21 protein-coding genes and 1 pseudogene are annotated in these 23155 nt (G+C 68.1%); 17 read left to right on the top strand and 5 right to left on the bottom strand.

Translation table 11 applies throughout. The features are described from left to right. The first annotated feature begins 89 nt into the window (after positions 1-89). The 5 genes from CEK69_RS15580 to CEK69_RS15560 all read left to right on the top strand — a co-directional run bounded on the left by CEK69_RS15580 (position 90) and on the right by CEK69_RS15560 (position 4876). The gene (locus CEK69_RS15580) at positions 90-1262 is read left to right on the top strand and encodes a Fic family protein (RefSeq protein WP_193314012.1); all 1173 of its coding nucleotides are present in this window, start codon (positions 90-92) and stop codon (positions 1260-1262) included. 85 nt (positions 1263-1347) lie between these two features. Continuing rightward, complete coding sequence (locus CEK69_RS15575; RefSeq protein ID WP_152246588.1) at positions 1348-2250, top strand: alpha/beta fold hydrolase; 903 nt, start codon at positions 1348-1350, stop codon at positions 2248-2250. 68 nt (positions 2251-2318) lie between these two features. Then, the gene (locus tag CEK69_RS15570) at positions 2319-3479 is read left to right on the top strand and encodes an ATP-binding protein (RefSeq protein ID WP_152237146.1); all 1161 of its coding nucleotides are present in this window, start codon (positions 2319-2321) and stop codon (positions 3477-3479) included. After that, positions 3479-4066 carry a hypothetical protein gene (locus CEK69_RS15565; RefSeq protein ID WP_152246586.1) on the top strand — a complete coding sequence of 196 codons (588 nt, stop codon included), beginning with the start codon at positions 3479-3481 and terminating at the stop codon, positions 4064-4066. The genes CEK69_RS15570 and CEK69_RS15565 overlap by 1 nt, the downstream gene beginning before the upstream one ends. Positions 4067-4396: 330 nt before the next feature. Next, positions 4397-4876 carry a hypothetical protein gene (locus CEK69_RS15560; RefSeq protein ID WP_017907733.1) on the top strand — a complete coding sequence of 160 codons (480 nt, stop codon included), beginning with the start codon at positions 4397-4399 and terminating at the stop codon, positions 4874-4876. A gap of 177 nt (positions 4877-5053) precedes the next feature. Here the strand turns inward: CEK69_RS15560 and CEK69_RS15555 are convergent, their stop codons facing one another. Further along, on the bottom strand, positions 5054-5428 hold the full coding sequence (locus tag CEK69_RS15555; protein WP_017911452.1) for a YkgJ family cysteine cluster protein: 375 nt from the start codon (positions 5426-5428) through the stop codon (positions 5054-5056). Between the two features lie 145 nt (positions 5429-5573). Between CEK69_RS15555 and oleC the strand changes: the two genes are divergently transcribed. The 8 genes from oleC (at position 5574) to CEK69_RS15515 (ending at position 14650) form a co-directional block, all read left to right on the top strand. After that, complete coding sequence (oleC, locus tag CEK69_RS15550; protein WP_152246584.1) at positions 5574-7235, top strand: olefin beta-lactone synthetase; 1662 nt, start codon at positions 5574-5576, stop codon at positions 7233-7235. Positions 7236-7335: 100 nt separating this feature from the next. Further along, complete coding sequence (gene oleD / locus CEK69_RS15545; protein WP_152246582.1) at positions 7336-8346, top strand: 2-alkyl-3-oxoalkanoate reductase; 1011 nt, start codon at positions 7336-7338, stop codon at positions 8344-8346. A gap of 63 nt (positions 8347-8409) precedes the next feature. Beyond that, a complete protein-coding gene (locus CEK69_RS15540) occupies positions 8410-8568 on the top strand; it encodes a DUF1328 domain-containing protein (protein ID WP_003468167.1) in 159 nt (52 codons plus the stop codon). Positions 8569-8746: 178 nt separating this feature from the next. Further along, complete coding sequence (locus CEK69_RS15535; RefSeq protein ID WP_193314011.1) at positions 8747-10702, top strand: S9 family peptidase; 1956 nt, start codon at positions 8747-8749, stop codon at positions 10700-10702. Between the two features lie 79 nt (positions 10703-10781). Beyond that, positions 10782-11423 (top strand): SCP2 sterol-binding domain-containing protein, encoded by a 642-nt coding sequence (locus tag CEK69_RS15530; RefSeq protein ID WP_152246578.1) that lies wholly within the window; start codon positions 10782-10784, stop codon positions 11421-11423. Beyond that, on the top strand, positions 11420-13078 hold the full coding sequence (gene ubiB / locus CEK69_RS15525; RefSeq protein ID WP_010340081.1) for a ubiquinone biosynthesis regulatory protein kinase UbiB: 1659 nt from the start codon (positions 11420-11422) through the stop codon (positions 13076-13078). The genes CEK69_RS15530 and ubiB overlap by 4 nt, the downstream gene beginning before the upstream one ends. A gap of 26 nt (positions 13079-13104) precedes the next feature. Next, a complete protein-coding gene (locus CEK69_RS15520) occupies positions 13105-13680 on the top strand; it encodes a class I SAM-dependent methyltransferase (protein ID WP_193314014.1) in 576 nt (191 codons plus the stop codon). Between the two features lie 178 nt (positions 13681-13858). Beyond that, positions 13859-14650, top strand: a complete 792-nt coding sequence (locus CEK69_RS15515; RefSeq protein WP_193314010.1) for a pseudouridine synthase — start codon at positions 13859-13861, stop codon at positions 14648-14650. Between the two features lie 182 nt (positions 14651-14832). Here the strand turns inward: CEK69_RS15515 and CEK69_RS15510 are convergent, their stop codons facing one another. Then, positions 14833-15357, bottom strand: a complete 525-nt coding sequence (locus CEK69_RS15510) for a DUF2059 domain-containing protein (RefSeq protein WP_152246572.1) — start codon at positions 15355-15357, stop codon at positions 14833-14835. A gap of 164 nt (positions 15358-15521) precedes the next feature. Here CEK69_RS15510 and arfB point away from each other — a divergent pair, with 164 nt between their 5' ends. Both arfB and CEK69_RS15500 read left to right on the top strand, forming a co-directional pair. Then, positions 15522-15953: an alternative ribosome rescue aminoacyl-tRNA hydrolase ArfB gene (gene arfB / locus CEK69_RS15505; RefSeq protein WP_017907723.1), complete on the top strand. Its 432-nt coding sequence runs from the start codon at positions 15522-15524 to the stop codon at positions 15951-15953. Between the two features lie 51 nt (positions 15954-16004). After that, on the top strand, positions 16005-16559 hold the full coding sequence (locus CEK69_RS15500; RefSeq protein WP_017915508.1) for a lysophospholipid acyltransferase family protein: 555 nt from the start codon (positions 16005-16007) through the stop codon (positions 16557-16559). Positions 16560-16861: 302 nt separating this feature from the next. Here the strand turns inward: CEK69_RS15500 and CEK69_RS15495 are convergent, their stop codons facing one another. The 3 genes from CEK69_RS15495 to CEK69_RS15485 form a co-directional block, all read right to left on the bottom strand. Beyond that, positions 16862-19909: a TonB-dependent receptor gene (locus CEK69_RS15495; RefSeq protein WP_152246570.1), complete on the bottom strand. Its 3048-nt coding sequence runs from the start codon at positions 19907-19909 to the stop codon at positions 16862-16864. Between the two features lie 112 nt (positions 19910-20021). Beyond that, positions 20022-21080: a FecR domain-containing protein gene (locus CEK69_RS15490; protein WP_043094103.1), complete on the bottom strand. Its 1059-nt coding sequence runs from the start codon at positions 21078-21080 to the stop codon at positions 20022-20024. After that, positions 21061-21633, bottom strand: a complete 573-nt coding sequence (locus CEK69_RS15485) for a sigma-70 family RNA polymerase sigma factor (protein WP_152246568.1) — start codon at positions 21631-21633, stop codon at positions 21061-21063. Before CEK69_RS15485 ends, CEK69_RS15490 begins: the two co-directional genes overlap by 20 nt. Positions 21634-21790: 157 nt before the next feature. Between CEK69_RS15485 and CEK69_RS21320 the strand changes: the two are divergent. Further along, positions 21791-22558: pseudogene (locus CEK69_RS21320) on the top strand (cyanophycinase); the annotation flags it as partial. 213 nt (positions 22559-22771) lie between these two features. Then, the coding region (locus tag CEK69_RS21315) for an isoaspartyl peptidase/L-asparaginase (RefSeq protein ID WP_226975186.1) at positions 22772-23155 on the top strand (384 nt) is incomplete at its 3' end.

Below are 23155 nucleotides of genomic sequence, written 5' to 3'. Positions count from 1 at the left end.
TTCCTTGCGCGCCGTATTTGGGTGTTTAGAAAGAAATTTGCTAAATTTCTTTCCTAAGAGCCGTCTCCGGCCACGGCAAGGATTGCCTGATGTCGTCTCGACGCTGTACCGGACACTATGTCCCCGGGGCGCTGGCGGGCAGCCGTTATCAGGCGTTCGTTCCTGATCCGCTGCCGCCCGAGCCGCCGCTGCAGTTGGCGGCGCCGCTGCTGATCGCGCGCAAGGAACAGGCCGACCAGGCGCTTGGTCGCCTCGATGGCATCACCCTGATGCTGCCGGACCCGGAGCTGTTCCTCTACCACTACGTGCGCAAGGAAGCGGTCCTGTCCTCGCAGATCGAGGGCACGCAATCGTCGCTGTCCGATCTGCTGCTGTTCGAGTTGGACGAGGCACCGGGTGTCCCTCTGGACGACGTCGAAGAAGTCTCCAACTACGTCGCTGCGCTGAACCACGGGCTGCGGCGCTTGCGCGAGGATGACTTCCCGCTGTCGCTGCGCCTGATCCGCGAAATGCACGCGCTGCTGTTGCAAGGTGGGCGTGGTGCCGGCAAACGTCCGGGCGAATTCCGTTCGGGCCAGGTCTGGATCGGCGGTGCCTCGCCGGCGTTGGCGCACTTCGTGCCGCCGCCGCCGGAAGCCCTGGATGCGGTGCTGGCCGCCTTCGAGCGCTTCCTGCACGCGCCGGGCCGCGACGTCTCGCCGATGGTCAAGGCAGCCCTGGCACATGTGCAGTTCGAAACCATCCATCCCTTCAGCGATGGCAACGGCAGGCTGGGGCGGCTGCTGATCGCGTTGATCCTGTGCAACGAAGGTGTGCTGCGCGCGCCCAGCCTTTACCTGAGCCTGTTCTTCAAGCGCCATCGCGCGCGTTATTACGAGCGCCTCAACGCGGTACGCACCGAGGGCGACTGGGAAGGCTGGCTGGATTTCTTTCTCGAGGGCGTTGCAGACACCGCGCAACAGGCGGTGTCCACCGCGCAGCGCCTGCTGGCGCTGCTGGCGGCCGACCGCACACGTATCGCCGGATTGGGAACGCGCGCTGGCAACGTGGGCCTGGTGTACGAGCAGTTCGCCCGTCGTGTCCTGCTGGGCGTGCCACAGGTCCAGCCGCATTTGCCGCTCAGCGCACCGACGATCCGTGCCGCCATCCGCACCCTGCAGGATCTGGACATCGTCAACGAACTCACCGGGCAGCAGCGGCACCGCGTGTTCGCCTATCAGGCTTATCTGGACATCCTCAGCGAGGGTGCGCAGCCGTTATGAGTTCCCCAGTGCCGCACGCCGACGGCAATGCGCCATGCGCCGCGGCGGCGCCGTCTTCCTCCCCCATCTCGCATCGGTCCCCCGCATGAACTACCCCGGCTATCCCTTCACCCCGCAGCGCTTCCAGGTCCGCCCGGGGCTGCACATGTCCTATCTCGACGAAGGCCCGCGCGATGGCGAGGTGGTGGTGATGCTGCACGGCAATCCGTCGTGGAGCTATCTGTGGCGCACGCTGGTGAGCGGGCTGTCGGACCGTTACCGCTGCATCGTGCCCGACCACATCGGCATGGGCCTGTCGGACAAGCCGGACGATGCGCCGGGCGCGCGGCCGGGTTACGAGTACACCCTGCAGTCGCGCGTGGACGACCTGGACGCGCTGCTGCGGCATCTGCGCATCGACGGGCCGGTGACGCTGGCGGTGCACGACTGGGGCGGCATGATCGGTTTCGGCTGGGCGCTGTCGCAGCATGCGCAGGTGCGGCGCCTGGTCATCACCAATACCGCGGCGTTCCCGCTGCCGGCGGCCAAGCCGATGCCGTGGCAGATCGCGATGGGCCGGCACTGGCGCATGGGCGAATGGTTCATCCGCACGTTCAATGCGTTCTCTTCGGGCGCGTCGTGGCTGGGTGTGTCGCGACGCATGCCCGCCGATGTGCGTCGCGCCTACGTGGCGCCGTACGACAATTGGGCCAACCGCATTTCCACGATCCGTTTCATGCAGGACATTCCGCTGTCGCCGGCCGACAAGGCCTGGTCGCTGCTGGCGCGGGCCGAGCAGGCATTGCCGTCGTTCGCCGATCGCCCCGCCTTCATCGGCTGGGGCCTGCGCGACATCTGCTTCGACCATCATTTCCTGGAAGGCTTCCGCCGCGCGTTGCCGCAGGCCGAGGTGATGGCCTTCGAGGATGCCAACCACTACGTGCTGGAAGACAAGCACGAGGTGCTGGTGCCGGCGATCCGCCGGTTTCTGGACGCGCATCCACTATAAAAGCTAAATTTGTTATTTTCTCCAGATTTCCTTATCTTAGCTGTGCTTTCTTGTAGCGGAGAGACTAAATGCTGATTACTCGCCTCAGGTTGCGTAACTGGAGAAATTTTCGAGATGTTGACGTGGAGCTGCATCCGCGTAGTTATGTCATAGGCGCTAACGCAGCTGGTAAATCTAATCTTTTGGACGTTTTCCGCTTTCTAAGAACAGTTGCCCAATCAGAGGGTGGTGGTCTACAGAAAGCTCTTAAGGAACGCGGGGGCTTGAGTAAATTAAGGAGTCTTCACGCAAGGACAAATCCTGAAGTGGGGATTGAGGTTGAAGTTGCTGAATCTTTCGAGGACGAAGTCCCGCGTTGGCGCTATGAGTTGGCATTTAAGGCTGAGGGTAAAGGTGCGCAGCGTGTACTTATCACGAAAGAGGTTGTCTTTCTGGATGGGGAGAAGATTAGATCACGTCCGGAAAAGGAGGATATGGAAGATCCAGTTCGTCTAACGCAAACTCACATAGAACAGATTAATAATAACTCGGAATTTCGCGAGTTGGCTGAATTTTTTGGAGCGACGACCTATCTGCATTTAGTGCCGCAACTCTTAAAGCATGGGGATGAAATTAGCGGTCGAGTTGTAGAGAATGACCCTTTTGGACAAGGCCTGTTGCAGAGAATCGCTAGAACGCCTCAAAAGACACAAGCGGCTCGTCTTGAGAGGATAAGAAAAGCGTTAGTAGTGGCGGTTCCTCAGTTTTCCGAATTGCAATTTAAAAAAGATGAGGTCTCAGGGGCGCCACACCTTGAGGCACGTTTTAAGCACTGGCGAGAGCACGGTGCTTGGCAACGAGAAGATCAGTTTTCAGATGGAACATTGAGGCTTATAGGGTTGCTTTGGGCTCTCCAAGAAGGCGATGGAATGCTTCTGCTGGAAGAGCCAGAGCTTTCGCTTAATGATGCTATTGTCGAATACATACCATTAATGATTGAGCGGGTGCTTAGACAGCGGAAAAAGGGAGCTTTCTTGCGTCAAATTTTGGTTACTACGCATAGTGACAACCTTATCGCGGCAGTGCTTGATCCAAGCTCTGTACTACTTCTGGAGCCAGGTGATAATGGGACAATAGCAAGGTCGCCTGATAAAAAAGAAGTTCAGGCAATGAATTCAGGCTTGAATGCGGCCGAAGTTATGCTTCCAAAAACGAGGCCGGATAAGATAGAGCAAATGGGGCTATTCTGATGTCGTCAATTTATGTGATTGGCGAGGATTCTCTCACATGTGCACTTGGAGTCCGCTTGGTTTCTGAAATACTCCATTGGGATATTGAAGCAAGTCCAATAGATACCGGTGGAGTTACAAAGCTAGTGACGAATATTTCCAGGTATTCTTCTCTTGCAAAACTTGGCCATGTTCTTTGCATTGCTGATACTGATGGTAAATGTGCAGTGAAGTTGCTGTCTACATGGAAGCCACCGACTGCGTCGGAGAGATTTATACTGCGGCTTGCTGTAAATGAGGCTGAGAGTTGGCTGCTTGCTGACGACGATGGTTTTTCTGATTATTTTGGAATATCTCGTGCAAAAATTCCAAGATCCCCAGATGAAGTCGTTGATCCAAAGCGAGTGGTAGTTAATCTTGTGCGGAGCTCCAATAAAAGAGCGTTGCGTAACGAGGTTGTTTCAAGTTTCGATTCAGGGAAGCCTGGGGTGGGATATAACATCCATCTCCAAGCGTTCGTGAATGGCTCTTGGAGTCCAAGAAGGGCTGCAGAAAAATCACCCAGTTTGCATAGGGCAATTAGGCATTTAGATTCTCTCTTGGTTTAAATTGGAAGAGTGACTGGCTTGGAGAGATGCGCTCGATCACTCCGTCCCGGTCAACCACGGGTAGTAGCGGCAGCCACGCTCTGTGTACTACGCTCGCTCAACCTAGCTAAGTCAGTATAGTTGCGCGCACTGAGTGTCGATGCTCACGAATGCTATCAGGGTTTGCTGCGGTGCCTGCCGCTGCTCCGTGGATCGTCTATACAGGCGCACGCAAACTGCTACCGATTGCCGTACTGCAACATTTTGGGCTGGGTACAGTCGCCGCCGACGTGCGCGTCGCGCGGAAGCGGACGCTACACGCAATCGGACAGGAGACAGAGAGTGAAAGCGATGGCGATGGCGATGCTGTTGACGGCGATGAGCGTGCCTGGTGCGCATGCGGAAGACCTGACCACGTCCGCGGACGGCAAAACGCTGACGGTGGGATTCGGCCAGCCGACCTGGAAGCAGGTGCTGCACTACCGCAAGCTGTACGACAAGAAGCCGTTCCCCGATGCGGAGATCTACTACTACAGCAACGGCATGTACAAGATCATCTCGCAGGGCGAGAACCACTACGGCGTGTACGTGCTGCAGGGCAGCTTCGACGATCAGACCTACACGATTCGCTTCATCTCGCTGCCGTCCGAGGACTGGGGCAACAAGACCGCCTTCCACCAGCTGACCTTCATTCGTGGCGAGGACAGGAACGTCTTCATCCAGAACGCGATCGTCGACACCGGCGAGGCCATCGCCCAGCAGAACGGCACCTACACCCTGGAAAAGAACACCGTGACCAATCCGGTGCCGACGGCGTGGAAGCACCGCTGAGCCGATGCGGTGCGCGTTCGCCGTGCTTCGGATGCCGCCAGGATGGGCGTTTGCAGGAGTTTGCGGAGGAGCGGCTACAGCCGCGACCGGGCGTTGCCGGGAACGCGGATCGCGGCTGGTCCCGCGGCGACAAGGGCAGATGCTACGGCCTCCCTGCCGTCCTGGCGGCGCCGCCGCTCAGGCGTCCGGCAGATTGCGTTCGACTACGCCGTCCCAGTCGGCCAGGGTCAGCAGCGGCAGGCCGTGCGCCAGCCGCGACTTGTCGCACTGCGCGCTGCGTTCGCCGAACTCCAGCGAGGCCGGTACCGCGGCGCACACCGACGGCCGCCGCTCGTGGATGCTGCAGCGGCTGTAGCGGCCGATGTCCGCGTCCAGGGCGATGCAGCGCGGCTGCGCCTGCGAGGTGCCACGCATCACCCGCTCATGGGTGCGCAGCGGTTCGGTCAGCTCGAACGGGACCCTGCCGCCCAGCGCGGGATCGGCTTCGCTCCAGTGGAAACTGACGCGGAAGTAGGCGCAGCAGGCGCCGCAGGTGAGGCAGGGATGGGACATGGCGGCCGGGCCTTGCGCGGCGAACAGCGTGGGGGGCGCGGCATTCTGACCGAACCGCGGCGCGCTGCAAGCACGCCGGCATTCAGCCGCGGCGGCCGCGGCCGGGGTGTCGGCTGCGGCCGGGCGCATCGGCGATAATCGGCGTATGACCACGACCTGCAACATCGCGGCGACGCTGCCGCGGCTGGCGCGCGAGCGCCCGGACCAGATCGCCATGCGCTGCCCCGGCCGGCCCGGCCCCGGCGGCATGGCGGCCTACGACGTGACCCTGAGCTATGCGCAGCTGGATGCGCGCAGCGATGCCATCGCCGCCGGCCTGGGCGCCTACGGCATCGGCCGCGGCACCCGCACGGTGGTGATGGTGCGGCCGTCGCCGGAGTTCTTCCTGCTCATGTTCGCGCTGTTCAAGGCCGGCGCGGTGCCGGTGCTGGTCGATCCGGGCATCGACCGGCGCGCGCTCAAGCAGTGCCTGGACGAGGCGCAGCCGGAGGCCTTCATCGGCATCCCCTTGGCGCAACTGGCGCGGCGCCTGCTCGGCTGGGCGCGCTCGGCAAAGCGGATCGTCACCGTCGGCCGGCGCTGGGCCTGGGGCGGCACCACGCTGGCGCGGATCGAGCGCGCCGGCCAGGGCGCCGGCAGCCAGCTGGCCGACACGGCCGCGGACGCCGTCGCCGCGATCCTGTTCACCAGCGGCTCCACCGGCGTGCCCAAGGGCGTGGTCTACCGGCACCGGCATTTCGTCGGCCAGATCGAGCTGATGCGCAATGCCTTCGACATGCAGCCTGGCGGGATCGATCTGCCCACTTTCCCGCCGTTCGCGCTGTTCGACCCGGCGCTGGGGCTGACCTCGGTGATCCCGGACATGGACCCGACGCGTCCGGCCAAGGTCGACCCGCGCAAGCTGCACGATGCGATGCAGCGCTTCGGCGTGACCCAGCTGTTCGGTTCGCCGGCGCTGATGCGGGTGCTGGCCGACTACGGCAAGCCGTTGACCAACGTGCGCTGCGCCACCTCGGCCGGCGCGCCGGTGCCGCCGGACGTGGTGGCGCGGATCCGCAGCCTGCTGCCGGAGGACGGCCAGTTCTGGACGCCCTACGGCGCCACCGAGTGCCTGCCGGTGGCGGTGATCGAGGGCCGCGAGTTGCAGGACACGCGTGCGGCGACCGAGCGCGGTGCCGGCACCTGCGTCGGCACGGTGGTGCCGCCCAACCAGGTGCGCATCATCGCCATCGACGACGCCGCGATTCCCGAGTGGAGCGGCGTGCACGAAGTCCCCACCGGCACGGTCGGCGAGATCACCGTGGCCGGGCCGACCGCCACCGACACCTATTTCAACCGCGATGCGGCCACGCGCCTGGCCAAGATCCGCGAACGCCTGGACGACGGCAGCGAGCGCGTCGTGCACCGCATGGGCGACGTCGGCTATTTCGACGCGCAGGGCCGGCTGTGGTTCTGCGGGCGCAAGACCCAGCGCGTGGAAACCGCGCAGGGGCCGCTGTACACCGAACAGGTGGAGCCGATCTTCAACGCGCTGCCGGGCATCGGCCGCACCGCCCTGGTCGGCATCGGCGCGCCGGGGCAGCAGCGCCCGGTGCTGTGCTACGAGCTGGAAGTGGGCGCCATGCTCTCGAGCGGCCCTGAACTGCAGACGCTGCAGCAGCGACTGCGCGATACCGCTGCCGCGCATGCGCACACGGCCGGCATCGTCGATTTCCTGAGCCACCCGGGCTTTCCGGTGGACATCCGCCACAACGCCAAGATCGGCCGCGAGAAGCTGGCGCTGTGGGCCGCGGAGCAGCGCAAATGAGCGCGCGCAGCATGTGCACCGGCGCGCTTGCGCAGCAGGACACCGTTGGCGCGGCGCATGGCCGGCCCCAGAATGGCCGCCCTGATCATGGAGTGTGGCGATGAAGATCGTGGTGACCGGTGGCGGTGGATTCCTGGGCCAGGCGCTGTGCCGCGGGCTGGTCGCGCGCGGGCACCAGGTGGTCAGCTACAACCGTGGCCACTATCCGGAACTGCAGGCCTTGGGCGTAGCCCAAGTGCGGGGCGACCTGGTCGACGCGCAGGCGCTGCAGCATGCGCTGGCCGGCGCCGATGCGGTGTTCCACAACGCCGCCAAGGCCGGTGCCTGGGGCAGCTACGACAGCTATTACCAGCCCAACGTGGTCGGCACCGAGAACGTGCTGGCGGCCTGCCGCGCGCATGGCGTCGGACGCCTGGTCTACACCTCCACGCCGAGCGTGACCCACCGCGCCACCCATCCGGTCGAAGGCCTGGGTGCGGACCAGGTGCCTTACGGCGAGGATTTCCAGGCGCCGTACGCGGCGACCAAGGCGATCGCCGAGCGCATGGTGCTCGCCGCCAACGACGCGCAGCTGGCGGTGGTGGCGCTGCGCCCGCGGCTGATCTGGGGGCCGGGCGACAACCAGATCCTGCCCAAGCTGGTCGCGCGGGCGCAGGCCGGGCGCGTGCGTCTGGTCGGCAGCGGCGACAACAAGGTCGATTCCACCTACATCGACAACGCCGCACAGGCGCACTTCGACGCCTTCGAGCACCTGGCGGTGGGCGCGCCCTGCGCCGGCAAGGCCTACTTCATCTCCAACGGCGAGCCGTTGCCGATGCGCGTGCTGCTCAACAAGCTGCTCGCCGCGGTCGGCGCGCCGACGGTGACCAGGACGCTCTCGTTCAAGGCCGCCTACCGCATCGGTGCCGCCTGCGAGACCCTGTGGCCGCTGCTGCGCCTGCGCGGCGAGCCGCCGCTGACGCGGTTCCTCGCCGAGCAGCTGTGCACCCCGCACTGGTACAGCATGGAGCCGGCGCGGCGCGACTTCGGCTACGTGCCGCAGGTAAGCATCGAGCAGGGACTGCAGCGGCTGGCGTCGTCATGGCGCAACGACACGTCCGTCACCCGCTGACGACCACGCGTTTCCGAAGATGATGCCGCGCCGATTCGGCACGACAACTCTCTGGACATTGCCATGCTGCATTACGCCATCATCTTCTTCGTGATCGCCATCATCGCCGCTGTGCTCGGTTTCAGCGGCATCGCCGGCGCGGCGACCAACATCGCCTGGATCCTGTTCGTGGTGTTCCTGATCCTGGCGGTAATCTCGATGTTCCGCCGCGGCAAGGTGTAGTCCGCCGCGACAATCCAACGTCGATACTTGCCCGCGGCGACCTGCGTCGCGGGCAAGTCGTTTCTGGGCTCCGCGCCGCGAGGGCGCCTGCCGCCCGGAGGCAGCGCGATGGGGCAGGGCTGGACGTTCCGCTCGGCGCTTGTCACCATCCTCCGCTCAGGGGACAGGGGCGGATCGAATGCGAGCGTGGATCGTGTGGGCAGGCCTTGCGCTTGCGGGGAGCGCGTGCGCGCAGGTGCCGCCGGTGGACCTGGCGCCGTATCTGCAGCGCGACCAGTTCGACCGGGTCAAGATCTCCCCGACCGGTGCCTATTACACGGTAATCGCACCGCTCGAGGACCGCACCGTGCTGGCGGTGATCCGGCGCAGCGACAAGCAGGTCTCGGCCAAGATCATGGGTCAGGCCGATTCGGTGGTGCACGATTACTGGTGGGCCAGCGACGAGCGCATCGTGGTGTCGATGGCCGAGCGCCTGGGCGCACTGGACCGCCCGGTGGCGATCGGCCAACTGCATGCCATCGACGCCGACGGCAAGAATGCACGCTTGCTGGCCAGCCCCTACGGGCTCAACGACAGCGTCAACGGCGTCACCTACAAGGCCGGCCTGGATCCGTCGGTGTTCATGCTCGACACCTTGCCGGACGACCCGCGCGCGGTGCTGGTGTCGGTGGTGGAGCAGACCAAGGACCCCACCGTGCATGTGGACAGGCTCGACATCTACAACCACCGACGCACGCCGGTGGCGCGTGCCCCGGTGGCGCGTGCGGACTTCGTCACCGATCACGGCGGCCACGTGCGCTTCGCGCAGGGTGCCGAGACCGGCAGCACGGTCAACAAGCTGTTCTACCGCAACGACGACGCCAGTCCGTGGAAGCTGATCAACGACGAGGCCAGCAGCGGGCATCGCAGCTTCCCGCTCGGCTTTTCCGCGGACGACAGGATCGCCTACCTGCAGGTGGAGCAGGCCGAGGGGCCCGATACGGTGGTGGCATGGGATCCGCAGAGCGACCGCGCCACGCCGTTGCTGCGCGATGCGAAGGTCGATCCCTACCAGGTGCTGCGCGACCTGGATGGCCGCACCCCGATCGGCGTGTCGTTCATGAGCGACCGTGTGCACAACCGCTTCTTCGACGAGACCGCGCCGACGGCGCGGCTGTACCGCGCGCTGGAGCAGGCCTTCAATGGCGATGCGGTGTACATCACCTCCGCCACCGCAGATCGGCGCCTGCTGATGCTCTATGTGTGGAGCGATCGCAACAACGGCGATTACTTTCTGTTCGACACCGTCGACAAATCGGCCAAGCGGGTGTTCAGCCGTCGCGAATGGTTCGTGCCGGAGCGGATGCCGTCGACCCGCGAGGTCGCCTTCAAGGCCAGGGATGGGATGGCCCTGTACGGCTATCTGACCCTGCCGTTGCAGGCGCCGGCCGGCAAGCCGCTGCCGATGGTGCTGTTGCCGCATGGCGGGCCGTTCGGCCTCTTCGATGGCTGGGAATTCGACGACGATGCGCAGGTGCTGGCCGCGGCCGGCTACGCGGTGTTGCGGGTCAACTACCGTGGCTCGGGTAACTACGGCCGCGCCTATACCCAGGCCGGTGCCCGGGAGTGGGGCGGGCGCATGCAGGACGATCTCACCGATGCCACCCGCTGGGCGATCGACCAGGGCATCGCCGATGGCGCGCGTATCTGCATCTACGGCGCCAGCTACGGCGCCTATGCCGCGCTGATGGGCGCGGCGAAGGAGCCGGACCTGTACCGCTGCGCGGCCGGCTACGTCGGCGTCTACGACCTGGAGACCATGTACCGCGACCAGGCCAGGTACGCGCGTTGGACCAAGGCCTGGGCCGGCGACTGGCTGGGCGAACGCGACAGCCTGGCGGCGCGTTCGCCGGTCAATCTGGCTGCGCGCATCCGCGTGCCGGTGTTCCTGGCGGCCGGCGGCAAGGACGAGCGTGCGCCGATCGAACACACCGAGCGCATGGAAAAGGCGTTGAAGAAGGCTGGGGTGCCGGTGGAGTCGTTGTATTTCCCCAACGAGGGCCACGGCTTCTATACCGAGCCGCACCGGCGCGCCTATTACACGCAGTTGCTGGCGTTCCTGAGCAAGCACTTGGGCGGCGCGCAGGCGCAGTAGCGGTTGGCGGTGGCATGGGCGGGACATCTGTCTCGCCCTGCGCACGGCCTGGCGACGTGTCTGCCGCTAGAATGCGGGCATGTCTGGAACCCCCCTCGATGCTCTCAAGCCCCTGGCCGGCCGCGCGCTGGAAGCGGCGCTCAATCGCGCGCTGGCGCTGGACCCGGAAACCGGCGAGGCCCTGCGCGACCTCGACGGCCAGCGCGTGGCGCTGACCCTGGAGGCGCCGGCACTGGCTCTGCAGATCCGCGTCGACGGCACGCAGTTGCGGGTCGGCCCGGTGGATCCGGCGCAGGAGCCGGAGCTGGCGGTGCGCAGCACCCTCGGCGGCCTGCTCGCGCAGTTGCCGCTCCTGGCCCAGGCCCGGCGCCCTGGCGGCCCCGGCGGGCGGGTGCGGGTCTCCGGCGATGCCGAACTGGCGCGGCGCCTGCAGCAGCTGGCGACGCGCTTCGATCCGGACTGGCAGCGGCCGTTCGTGCAGGTGTTCGGCGAGGTGCTCGGCGTGCAGGTGGCCAACACCGCGCGCTCGGCCCTGCAGCAGGCCCGGCGTAGCGCGCAGGACTTGGCGCAGAGCGCGGCCGAGTATGTCACCGAGGAGTCGCGCGACGTGGTCGCGCGCGCCGAGCTGGAGGCCTTCTACGACGACGTCGACGTGCTGCGCGACGACATCGAACGCCTGGCCGCGCGCGTGGCGCGGCTGCAGCCGGAGCGCGGCGCATGAAGGCGATGTTCCGCGCCAGCCGCATCGGCCGGGTGATCCTGCGCTATCGCTTGGACGACCTGCTCGACGGCACCCCGGCCGAGCGTTGGTTGCGCCTGGCCAAGCCGTTCGTGCCGCGCGCCAGCCCGGACATCGCCGCGCAGTCGCGCGGCGCCCGGCTGCGCCTGGCGCTGCAGGACCTGGGGCCGATCTTCGTCAAGTTCGGGCAGATCCTCTCCACCCGCCGCGACCTGATGCCGCCGGACGTGGCCGAGGAACTGACCCTGCTGCAGGACCGGGTGCGCCCGTTCGACGGCGAGGCCGCGCGGCGTATCGTCGAGCAGGCGCTGGGGCGGCCGATCGCGGTGGCCTTCGCCAGCTTCGATACCGAACCGCTGGCCTCGGCCTCGATCGCGCAGGTGCACGCGGCGACGCTGCACGACGGCCGCGAAGTGGTGGTCAAGGTGCTGCGCCCGGACATCGAGCGGCAGATCGACGCCGACATCGCCTTGCTGAAATCGGCTGCCGCGCTGGTCGAACGCACCCATCCGCGCGCCGACAAGATCCGCCCGCGCGAGGTGGTGGCCGAGATCGAGACCACCCTCGCCGCAGAGCTGGACCTGCAGCGCGAGGGCGCCAACGCCAGCGTGCTGCGCCGCTTCTGGCTGCACTCGGACGACCTCTACGTGCCGGAGGTGATCTGGACCCACACCGCCGAGCGCGCGCTGACCCTGGAGCGGGTGCGCGGCATCCCCTCCGACGACATCGCCTCGCTGGACGCCGCCGGCATCGACCGCCGCGCGCTGGCGGCCAAGGGCGTGCGGGTGTTCTACACCCAGGTGTTCCGCGACAACTTCTTCCATGCCGATGCGCACGCCGGCAACATCTGGGTCGACAGCGACCCGGCGCGCCGCGACAACCCGCGCTTCATCGCGTTGGACTTTGGCATCATGGGCCAGCTCTCGCAGGAAGATCAGTACTACCTGGCCGAGAACTTCATGGCCATCTTCAACAAGGATTACCGGCGCATGGCCGAGCTGCACGTGGAGGCCGGCTGGATGCCGGCCAACGTGCGCATCGACGAGCTGGAGGCGGCGGCGCGCTCGGTGTGCGAGCCGTACTTCACCCGGCCGCTGTCGCAGATCTCGCTGGCCGAGGTCCTGATCAAGCTGTTCCGCGTGGCCCAGCGCTACCAGCTGACCCTGCAGCCGCAACTGATCCTGCTGCAGAAGACCCTGCTCAACATCGAAGGCGTCGGCCGCCAGCTCGATCCGGAACTGGACATCTGGGCGGTGGCGCGGCCGGTGCTCGAACGCATCCTCATCGAGCGCTACAGCCCGCAGCGGGCGCTGCACGAACTGCGCAAGCGCCTGCCGGAGATCATGACCCACGCGCCGGACATGCCGCGGCTGATCCACGGCTGGCTGCGCCAGCAGGTCGAGGGCCGGCACGAACTGTCGATGCGCTCGCGCGATCTGTTCGAACTCAACCTGCTGGTGCGGCGCATGCAGCGGCGGGTGGTGGCGGCGATCGCCGGCGTCGGCCTGCTCACCGTGGCCACGCTGCTGTACGCGCTCGACGCGGGCGGGCCGCAGCTGGGCGGGGTGTCGCTGTGGGCCTGGATCAGCGGCGGTGCCGGCACCGCGGCCCTGCTGTCGGCGTGGTGGCGGCGCTGAGCGTGGCGGCGCTGGATCGCGCGCGCCTGCACGTGGTGCGCGCCGAACTCGGCGAGGAAGGTCCGCGTCACGATGCAGGCCAGCCCGAGCGCGCGCAGCGCCTGCTCAATATCACCCCGGAGACCGGCGAACTGCTGGCGGTGCTGGTGCGCGCCACAGGTGCGCGGCGGGTGCTGGAGATCGGCACGTCCAACGGCTATTCCACGCTGTGGCTGGCCGAGGCCGCGGTGGCACTGGGTGGCGGCGTGACCACGCTGGAATATGCCGCGCACAAGATCGCGCTGGCGCAGCGCAACTTCGCCCACGCCGACGTGGAGGGCTGCGTCGACCTGATCCACACCGATGCCGGCGCCTGGCTGGCCGATGCGGGTTCGGCCGCGTTCGACCTGGTGTTCCTGGATGCCGAGCGCACGCTGTATTGCCACTGGTGGCCGCAGCTGCGCCGGGTGCTGCGGCCGGGTGGGCTGCTGGTGGTGGACAATGCGCTGTCGCATGCGGCGGAGATGGCGCCGTTCGCCGCGCTGTTGCAGGCCGATGCCGCGTTCACCTGCACCACGCTGCCGGTCGGCAACGGCGAACTGCTGGCGGTCAAGGACGCGTAGGCGCAGCGCGGCGGCGTGCCTGCCCGCGACGTGCGTCGCCGGGTCAAGCAACCGTCGGCGCGAGCTGCAGCCACGTCGTCATCGGTGCCATGGGTGCCGTTGTCGTGAGCGAGGTCATGGCTCAGTGCAGCGGACACTGCCGCTCGGCGCCACCTGCATGCGCGCCTCGTTGCCTGCAATGCGCATTGTCGCGCCGCGGCACGGCGCGGATAATCCGGCAGTGAACACCGACGCCGATTCCCTGCAGATCCTCTATCAAGACCCATTGCTGGCCGTGGTCGACAAGCCTGCCAGGCTGATGGTCCACGACAGCAAGCTCGCCCGCGGCGAGGACGCCTTCCTCGCCGACCGCCTGCGTGCGCAGTTGGGCCGGCCGATCTTCCTGGTGCACCGGCTCGACCGTGCCACCAGCGGCTGCCTGCTGCTCGCCTTCGACCGCGACACCGCCAGCGTCCTGGGCAAGGCGCTGATGGGGGGCGAAGTGGACAAGGATTACCTGGCGATCTGCCGCGGCTGGCCGGCCGAAGACCGTTTCGAGGTCGACCACGACCTCGACGGCGGCCCTGGCAAGCCGCTGAAGAAACCGGCGCAGACCCGCTTCGCGCGCCTGGCCTGCGGCGAACTGCAGGTGCCGTCGGGCGAGTTCGCCACCTCGCGCTATGCGCTGCTCCGCTGCAGCCCGGTGACCGGGCGCTTCCGGCAGATCCGCCGCCACCTCAAGCACCTCTCGCATCACCTGATCGGCGACACCAGCCATGGCGATGGCCGCCACAATCGCATCTTCCGCATGCAGGGCGTGCACCGCATGCTGCTGCACGCCGAACGTTTGGCGTTTCCGCATCCGGACGGACACCGGATCGCGGTGACGGCGCCGCTGGATGCGGAATTCGTGCGGGCGTTCGGCTTGTTCGGCTGGGATCCGGCGCCGTGGCAGGTGGATGCGATGTCAGCTGGGATGCTGCAAGCCTGACGGCTCTCGTAGATACCGTCTTACCCCCTAGCAGGCAAGGCCCCTTTTCGGATCGAACGCCGTGCCCGACTTGAGAACCCCGTAGGCCAGGTGCAGGAGCGGCTTCAGCCGCGATCAGGCTTCCTCGGTAACGCCCGGTCGCGGACGAAGCCGCTCCTGCGACGCGCAGGGCCAGCGCTGTGTCACTTGGCCGGCGGCGCGTTGACCGTCTGTTCCAGGTCCTTCTGCAGGTCGGCGAACAGCGGGGTCATCTTCTGCTGGATCGCGCCCATCAGGTTCTGCATCAGCTGCGGGGTCTTGTCGAGCAGGCTCTGGCCGGCCGGGCTCTCGTAGAACTCGGCCATCGCCAGCACCTCCTGCTTGGAGAAGGTCTGCTTGTACAGGTTGACGTAGAGCGGACGCATCTCCTGCCACGACAGCGCCTTGCGCACGGTGGCCTGGGTACGCTCCTGGATCTGCTGCAGCTTCTGCTGCTGCGCGGCGTCGAGCGGGTGCTGCGCGGTGAGCTGGGCGAACTGCTGGCGCTGCATCGCCTCGATCTGCGGCAGCATGGTGTCGAGCATGTTCTGCGCGCGCGAGGCCGACAGCAGGCGGTTGACGTCGGCATCGGTGGGCGGTTCGGCCAGCGCCGGGAGGGCGGCCAGGGCCAGCAGCAGGGCCAGCAGCAGGCGCTGCGGCCAACGGAAGAAGCGCGGAATCGGGAGCATGGAGCATCCTGCAGAACGATGACCGGCGGCCAGAATACGGCAATCGCCGCGCCGCCGCCGCCGCGCGTGAGGACGTGCGACCGGCCGGCGTCCGCTCCCTGGCTCGTTCAGGCGGCGCCGACGCGGAAACCGGGCGGTCCGGCGAATACCCTACAATCCGCGCCATGGGTAACGGGGCCATCCACATCTCGAGCAGCCTGACGATTCCGGAGGACGAAATCGTCGAGCGCTTCGTGCGTGCCAGCGGCGCCGGCGGGCAGAACGTCAACAAGGTCGCCACCGCGGTCGAGTTGCGCTTCGACCTGGCCGGCTCGCCGTCGTTGCCGGAGCCGCTGCGTGCGCGCCTGCTGGCGCGGCGCGACCGCCGCATCACCGCCGACGGGGTGCTGGTGATCGATGCGCAGCGCTTCCGTACCCAGGACCGCAACCGCGACGATGCGCGCCAGCGCCTGGCCGAGTTCATCGCCGCCGGGCTGTCGGTGCCGAAGCGGCGCATCGCCACCAAACCCTCGCACGGCGCCAAGCTGCGACGCCTGGACGCCAAGCGCGAGCGCAGCCAGATCAAACGCGGCCGCTCGCCCGGCCGCTGGGAGTGACTTTTGACCGAACGCGATTACCGCCTGCCCGCAGCGCCCCCGAACATGCCGATGGTCAGGCCCAGCCGCTTCATGCGCTGGCTCGGCCGCACCGCCTTGCGGCTGACCGGCTGGCGGGTCGTGGGCGAGTTCCCCAACGTGCCCAAGCTGGTGATGATCGTGGCCCCGCATTCTTCCAACTGGGACGGGTTCCTGGGCTTCGCGGTCAAGTTCGCGGTCGGCTTCGAGGTGCGCGTGCTGGGCAAGACCCAGTTGTTCTGGTGGCCGCTGGGACCGCTGCTGCGCAGGCTCGGCGGCATCCCGCTGGACCGCAACTCGCCACGCGGCGTGGTCGAACAGGCGGTGGCGCTGATCCGCGGCGCCGAACGCATGTGGTACGTGATCACCCCCGAGGGCACGCGCAAGCGTGTGGAGAAGTGGAAGACCGGGTTCTGGAAGATCGCTCACGGCGCGCAGGTGCCGATTTTCCCGGTGTACTTCGACTACCCCAGCCGCACCGTCGGCCTTGGCGAGGTGGTGTGGACCGGCGAGGACATGCAGGCGGACATCGCCGCGATCCGCGAATGGTACCGGCCGTGGCGCGGCAAGCACCGCGATACCTTGTGACGGGCAGCGGCGGCTGACGGCGGCGCCATCCGCCGTTTTGCCCCACGGCGCTAACCGATGCCGTAGGAGCAGCGCATGGGTCGGATGTTGTTGTGGGAGGGACTTCAGTCCCGACGCAGGAAAGTGCCAAGTGGCTTTGAGCTTCCCTCGTCGCGGCTGAAGCCGCTCCCACAAGTGCGGTGCCAGGATCGCTTGAGGGCTGCACTGTGGGAGGGACTTCAGTCCCGACGACCGACGTTGTCAGCCGACCTTTCGCTCCTCGCGGCTGACGCCGCTCCCACATGCAGGCCTCGACCCCGGCGCTACAGCGCGCCGCCACCGAACTTCTGCGTGTACTGCAGGTACACGCTGCGGCCCACGGTGTCGAACCAGGACACGTCGTAGTACGGGTACGACGTATAGGTGCGGTCGTGCGGCGGCATCTTGTCGAACAGGTTGGTCACTGTCAGCGACAACTGCGCGTGGTCGGTGAAGCGGTACTGCAGCGAGGCGTTGTAGCGGTAGGTGGCGCCGATCCACGGGCTGTCGCCGCTCTCCGGGTCGTAGACCTGGTCGTAGGAATCGGAGGTCGGCAGGCGGCCCAGGCGTTCGCCGTGCAACGTCGCGGTCCAGGCGTTGCGCTCCCACGACACGCTGGCGCTGGCCTTGGTGCGCGGGATGTCGTAGCCGCTGTTGACCGCGAACTCGTCCACCATCGCTTCGCCGGCGTACACCTGGATGTCGTGGCGGCGCACCCAAGTGTAGTTGCCGCTCAGGCGGAAGGTGCCGATGCCGGTGTCGAGGCGGTACTGCGCGCTGAGGTCGATGCCGTTGGTGCGTTCGCGGGCGATGTTGATCGGGTTGACGTAGACCCCGTACAGGCGGCCGTCGGCGCTGCGGGTGACCCGTGCCAGCGCCTGCTGGCAGGTGGTGGAGGTGGCCTGCAGCACGCCGAGGCGGCAGTCGGCCTCGTCGCGCAGCACCTGGTCCACGCGCAGGTCCTGCACCTGGTCGCGCATGTCGATGTTGAAGTAGTCCACCGACAGGTCCAGGTCGGCCATCGGCGACCACACCAGGCCGGCGGTCCACGAGGTGCTGTTCTCCGGGTTCAGCGCGCGGTTGCCGCTGCGGCCGCGGATCACCGCCTCTTCGTTGTAGCTGCAGTCCTGGATCGCCACGCCCGGTTCCTCGCTGGCGCAGCGGTAGTAGTCCACGCCGGTGGTCTCGTCGTTGCCGGGGCCGGCATACACGTAGTGCAGGTCGGGGGCGCGGAACGCGGTGCCGTAGGAGGCGCGCACCAGCAGCGTGTCCACCGGCCGCCACTCCAGCCCGCCGCTGTAGGTGAACTTGCCCAGCGAGCGCCCGGCGAAGCGGTACTGGTCGTAGCGCCCGGCCAGGCTCAGCGACACCGTCGACAGCACCGGCAGGCGCAGCTCGCTGGCCAGCGCCCAGCGGTTGCGGCTGCCGTGGCCGTCGGAGTCCTTCCAGCTGTAGTAGTAGTACTGCGTGGCCAGCGGATCCGGGCGCAGGTTGTAGGCCTGGTTGCCGAACTCGGCGGTCGCGGCCATGCCGGCATCGCCGCCGGGCAGCGAGAACAGCGCGGTGTTGGTGGCGGTGAAGGCGAGGGTGTCGGTGCGCGAGCGCGGCTGGTACACCGTGCGCTGGGCGATGCTGTCGTACTCGGCACGGCTCAGCGGCGTGTACAGCCGCTGCGGGTCGGCGTTGAAGATCGGCAGCCCCGAGTCTTCGTCCACGCCCAGCTGCGGGCCGAGGAACAGCGCATTGGCGCGCGCGGCGACGATCTGCGGCCAACTGATCGTGGCCTGGTACTGCGAGTGGCTGAGGCTGGTCTCGTAGTCCCAGTCCGCGCCGAGGTGGCCCTTGAAACCGGTGGTGACGCTGAAGGTCTTCTGCCGGGTGCGGATGGTGCCGGCGTTGAGGCCGCCCATTTCTTCCGGGCTGAACTGGCGCCCCCAGGCTTCCACCTGGTCGGTGGCCTGGTTGTAGAAATAGCCCTGCTCGTTGCCGTCCGGGGCCATGTAGCCCCACTGGGTCACGTCGCGGAAGAGCGACAGCTCGTGGTAGCCCACCTGCACGTCGGCGAACCACTCGCTGCCGTTGTCGAAGGCGTAGCGCAGCGAGGCGTAGCCGTTGAGGCCGCGGCGCTTGTTGGTGATGGTGCCGTAGCCGATCGAGGCGCTGCTGCCGCAGAACGCGCCGTAGCCGGGGCGGGTGGCGTAGCCGGTGCTGCCGCCGTTGAGGCCGGACACCGCCGCGCAGGTGTCCGCGCCCGGGTCCAGGTAGTCGTCGTTGCCGTCGGTGCGCAGGAAGGTGCGGCGCGGCACCTGCGAGCGTGCGGTGGGGCCGTCCAGGGTGCTGTCCTGGCGGCTGCGCTCGTAGGCCCACAGCGGCGTCTGCGAGACCAGTTCGGCGCCGAACACCGCGTCGAAATTGCCGCGCGACCAACCGCTGCTGAGGCTGAGGTTGAAGCTCTCGCCGCCGCCGCGGGTGGTGTCGCCGAAACGGTAGTCCAGCGTGGTGCCGTCGGCGTGCTTCTTGAGGATGAAGTTGACCACGCCGGAGATCGCGTCCGAGCCGTAGATCGCCGAGGCGCTGCCGGTCAGGATCTCGATGCGGTCGATCATGCCCAGCGGGATGTTGGAGATGTCGGTGAAGTTGCTGCGGCCCTTGAACGGCATCGGGAAGTCGGCGATGCGGCGGCCGTTGACCAGCACCAGGGTGTGGTTGGGGCCGAGCCCGCGCAGGTCCACCTGCTGCGCGCCGGGCGAGAAGTCCGCGCCGCTGGCCGACTGCGGGCTCTGCGTCTCGCCGCCGTTCTGGGTCATCGCGCGCAGCACGTCCGGCACCGAGGTGAAGCCGTTGGCCTTGATCTGCTCGGCGCTGATCACGCTGATCGGCGCGGGGCCTTCCACCTGCGTGCGCGGGATGCGCGAGCCGGTCACGCGCAGGGTGTCCAGTTGCGCCACCGGCGCCTCGGCCGGCGCGGCCGGCGCAGGCGCGGCGGCACGGACCGGCTGCGCGCGGGCCGGGGCCGGCTCCTGGCGCCGCACCAGCCACGCGCCGGAGGGGTCGCGCTGGGCGACGAAGCCGCTGCCGCGCAGCACCTGCTGCAGCGCCTGTGCGGTGTCCAGTTGGCCGTGCGCGCCGCCGCTGCGGGCCTGGCCCAGTTGGTCGGCGCGGTAGATCAGTTGCGCGCCGGATTGCCGCGCCAGGGTGTCCAGCGCCGCGCGCAGCGGGCCGGCGGGGACGTCCACCGTGCCGGTGGCGGCAACGGCAGCGGGTTGTGCCTGCGCCGCACAGGCGCTCGCACAGGCCATGCTCAGCAGCAGGGCACGCATCGGATACCGCATCGAGTTTTCTCCCCAAACGGGCGCGGAGCGCGCCTCAGTAGCTCCAGGACGAACGAGACCGACAAATCCCCCCGCCGCCGCGCCGGCCCGGCGCGGCGCGGCGCGGTACGGCTTACCGGCTGTGCAACAACACCGTGTCGCCGTGGCGCTCGGCGCGGATCGGGAACCCCTGTTCGAGCAGGCGCACGAAGGCATCGACGTTGGACCAGCGCACGTTGCCGCCGACCCGCAGCGCCGCGGCACCGGCGTCGGCGACCTGCAGCTTGACCGTGTTGTAGCGGTTGAACTCGGCCACCGCCGCCTGCAGCGGGGTGTCGTCGAAACTCAGGTAGCCGCTGCGCCAGTCCAGCGCGCGCTCGGCTTCGGCCAGCGCGACCCGGCGTACCAGCACCCCGTGCGGCCCGGCCTGGGCGATGCTGCCGGCATGCAGCAGCAGCGGCGGCGCCTGCGGCGCGCCCGCCGATTCCAGCCGCACCGTGCCTTCGGTGACCACCACGCGCAGCGCATCGGCCTCGCGGCGCACCGCGAAGCGCGTGCCCACCGCCACCACCCGGCGCGCGCCGCTGTCGACCACGAAGGGCCGGCCCGGGTCCTTGCTCACCGCGAAGAACGCCTCGCCGCGCTGTAGGTCGATGCGCCGCTGCGCGCGCGACAGGGCCACCGCGATGCGGCTGTCGCTGCTCAGCGTGGCCTGCGAGCCGTCGGCCAGAGCCACCGGGCGCAGCTGGCCGGTGACGCTGGCATAGGCGGTCGGCACTGGTTCGACGGCATGCCGCCAGACCAGGGACAGCACCGCGGCACCGAGCAGCGCCGCTGCCAGCGCCGCCGGCCAGCGCCGTCGACGCGGCGCACGCGGCCGCGGGGCGAAGCGCAGGCCGCGCAGGTCCGGCGCGGCGGTGGCGGCCGTGGCGGCCGGCGCCAGCGTGCTGCGGCCGCCCAGGCCCTGCCAGCGGCCGCGTTCCGGCACCTGCCCATCGCGCTGGCCGGCGCCCAGCGCCTGCAGGCGCCCACTCTCCTGCCATGCGGCCTGCAGGCGCAGGAACGCCACCCGGTGCGCGGTGGCCGCGGCCAGCCAGGCATCCAGGCGCGCCTGCCGTGCGTCGGACCAGTCGTCGCGGTCGCGCCGCGCCAGCCAGGCCGCCGCACGCGCCTCAATCCACCTGCTGTCCATCGCGTGCCCGCGGCTGCATCGGCTTCGCCGGCGCCGCCGCGCCCTCGTCGCCATGGAAATGATCGGCCAGCAGGCGCATGCCCCGGGCCACGTGCTTCTCCACGCTCTTCTCGCTGATTCCCAGGCGCACGGCCACCTCCTTCTGCGGCAGTTCCTCGACCCGCCGCAGCCAGACCACGCTGCGGCAGCGGTCCGGCAACCGGTCGAAGGCCGCCGCCAGCCGGCCCAGCACCTGCCGTCCGCCGCACCAGCGTTCCGGCGACAGCTCGTCTATCAGGACGTGCATCGACTCCAGATCCCCCACTGCCTCGATCGACACCACCCGGTTGCGGCGCAACCGATCGGTCATCAGGTGCCGCGCGGTGGCGAACAGGAACGACTTGGGCAGGCTCGGCCGGGCCTTGCCGGCGGCCTCGTAGACGCGCACGTAGATCTCCTGGCGCAGGTCGTGCCACTCCTCGCGATGCGGCCAGCAGCGCCGCAGGTAGCCGCTGAGCGCCTGCTCGTGGACGAGGATTTCTTGGACGAACCAATCGTCGAGGGAAGCGGACATGGATCCCACATTAGCCGATCGCCGGTGCGTGCGGGCAAGTGCCGCGCGCGCCGACGTGGGAGGGTGAAGGCGGCGGGGGGAAACCGTGCCGCCGTTCGTCCCCTCTCAGCAACGAGCCGCACGCTCGTCTGCCCGCCCCGTTCCCGAGGAGATCCGCATGACCCGTTCCGTCGGCATGTTCCGGCCCTGGATGTCGCTGCTGCTGGGCCTGTGCCTGGCCACGCCCGCCGTCGCGCGCGATTACCGCCAGTACCTGGTCGGCGATCCGGCCGCGCCCACACCCGGCCCGGTGTCGCCCGGCCTGCTGCTGATGGGGGGCGGCGACCGCAACTACGACGCGCTGCGCTGGTTCATGGCCAAGGCCGGGCACGGCCACGTGGTGGTGCTGCGCGCCTCGCAGGCCAACGAGGTGGGCGAGGAGTTCTACCGCAAGGTCGGCGGCGTGGCCTCGGTCGAGACGTTCGTGTTCAGCGGCCGCGGCGCCTCCAGCGATCCGGCGCTGCTGCGCGCGCTGGCCCGCGCCGACGGCATCTTCATCGCCGGCGGCGACCAGTCGCGCTACGTGCGCTACTGGAAGAACACCCCGGTGGCCGACGCGCTGGACGCGCACGTGCGCGCCGGCAAGCCGCTGGGCGGCACCAGCGCCGGCCTGGCGATGCTGGGCGAGTACCTGTACGGCTCGATGGACGGCGGCAGCATCACCAGCCCGGCGGCGCTGGCCGATCCGCTGGGGCCGGCGGTCACCATCGAGACCGACTTCCTGCACCTGGACCTGCTCAAGCGGGTCATCACCGATACCCACTTCCGCGAGCGCGACCGCCTCGGCCGCCTGTTTGCGTTCCGCGCCAAGGCCGCCACCCTGGCGCCCAAGGGGGAGCCGCTGATCGGTCTGGGCGTGGACGAGAGCGCCGCGCTGGCGGTGGAGGGCGACGGTACCGCGCGCGTCTATGCCACCGATCCGCAGGCCGTGGCCACCGTGGTCGCCGGGCCGCTGCAACCGCCCACCCCGGCCGGGCAGCCGCTGCAGGCCGCCCGCATCGAGACCGTCGGGGTCGGCCCCGGTTCCACCCTGCACCTGCCCGACGGCCGCGTCGAGGCACCGGTCTTCCACCGCTACTACGCCGTGCAGGACGGGCGCATGCGCGAGATTCCCGCCACCACCCTGGTGATCCATGGCGGCGCCGGCGTCGAGCGCGCCAGCAGCAGCCCGGCCGACCTGGCCGAGGCGCGCGCGGCGATGGAGAAGGCGCTGCGCACCGGGCAGGCGCTGCTGGCGCAGGGCAAGCCGGCGGTGGATGCAGTCGCCGCGGCGATCACCGTGCTGGAGGACTCGCCGCAGTTCAACGCCGGCAAGGGCGCGGTGTTCACCCACGACGGCCGCAACGAACTGGACGCGGCGATCATGGACGGGCGCACCGGCAAGGCCGGCGCGGTGGCCGGCGTGCACCGGGTCAAGAACCCGATCGAACTGGCGCGTGCGGTGATGGACCAGTCCGAGCACGTGATGCTGGTCGGCGATGGC

This window comes from Xanthomonas sp. LMG 12462 (assembly GCF_009192885.1).
Classification (GTDB): domain Bacteria; phylum Pseudomonadota; class Gammaproteobacteria; order Xanthomonadales; family Xanthomonadaceae; genus Xanthomonas_A; species Xanthomonas_A sontii.
This window is presented reverse-complemented; position numbering and strand designations above follow the sequence as displayed.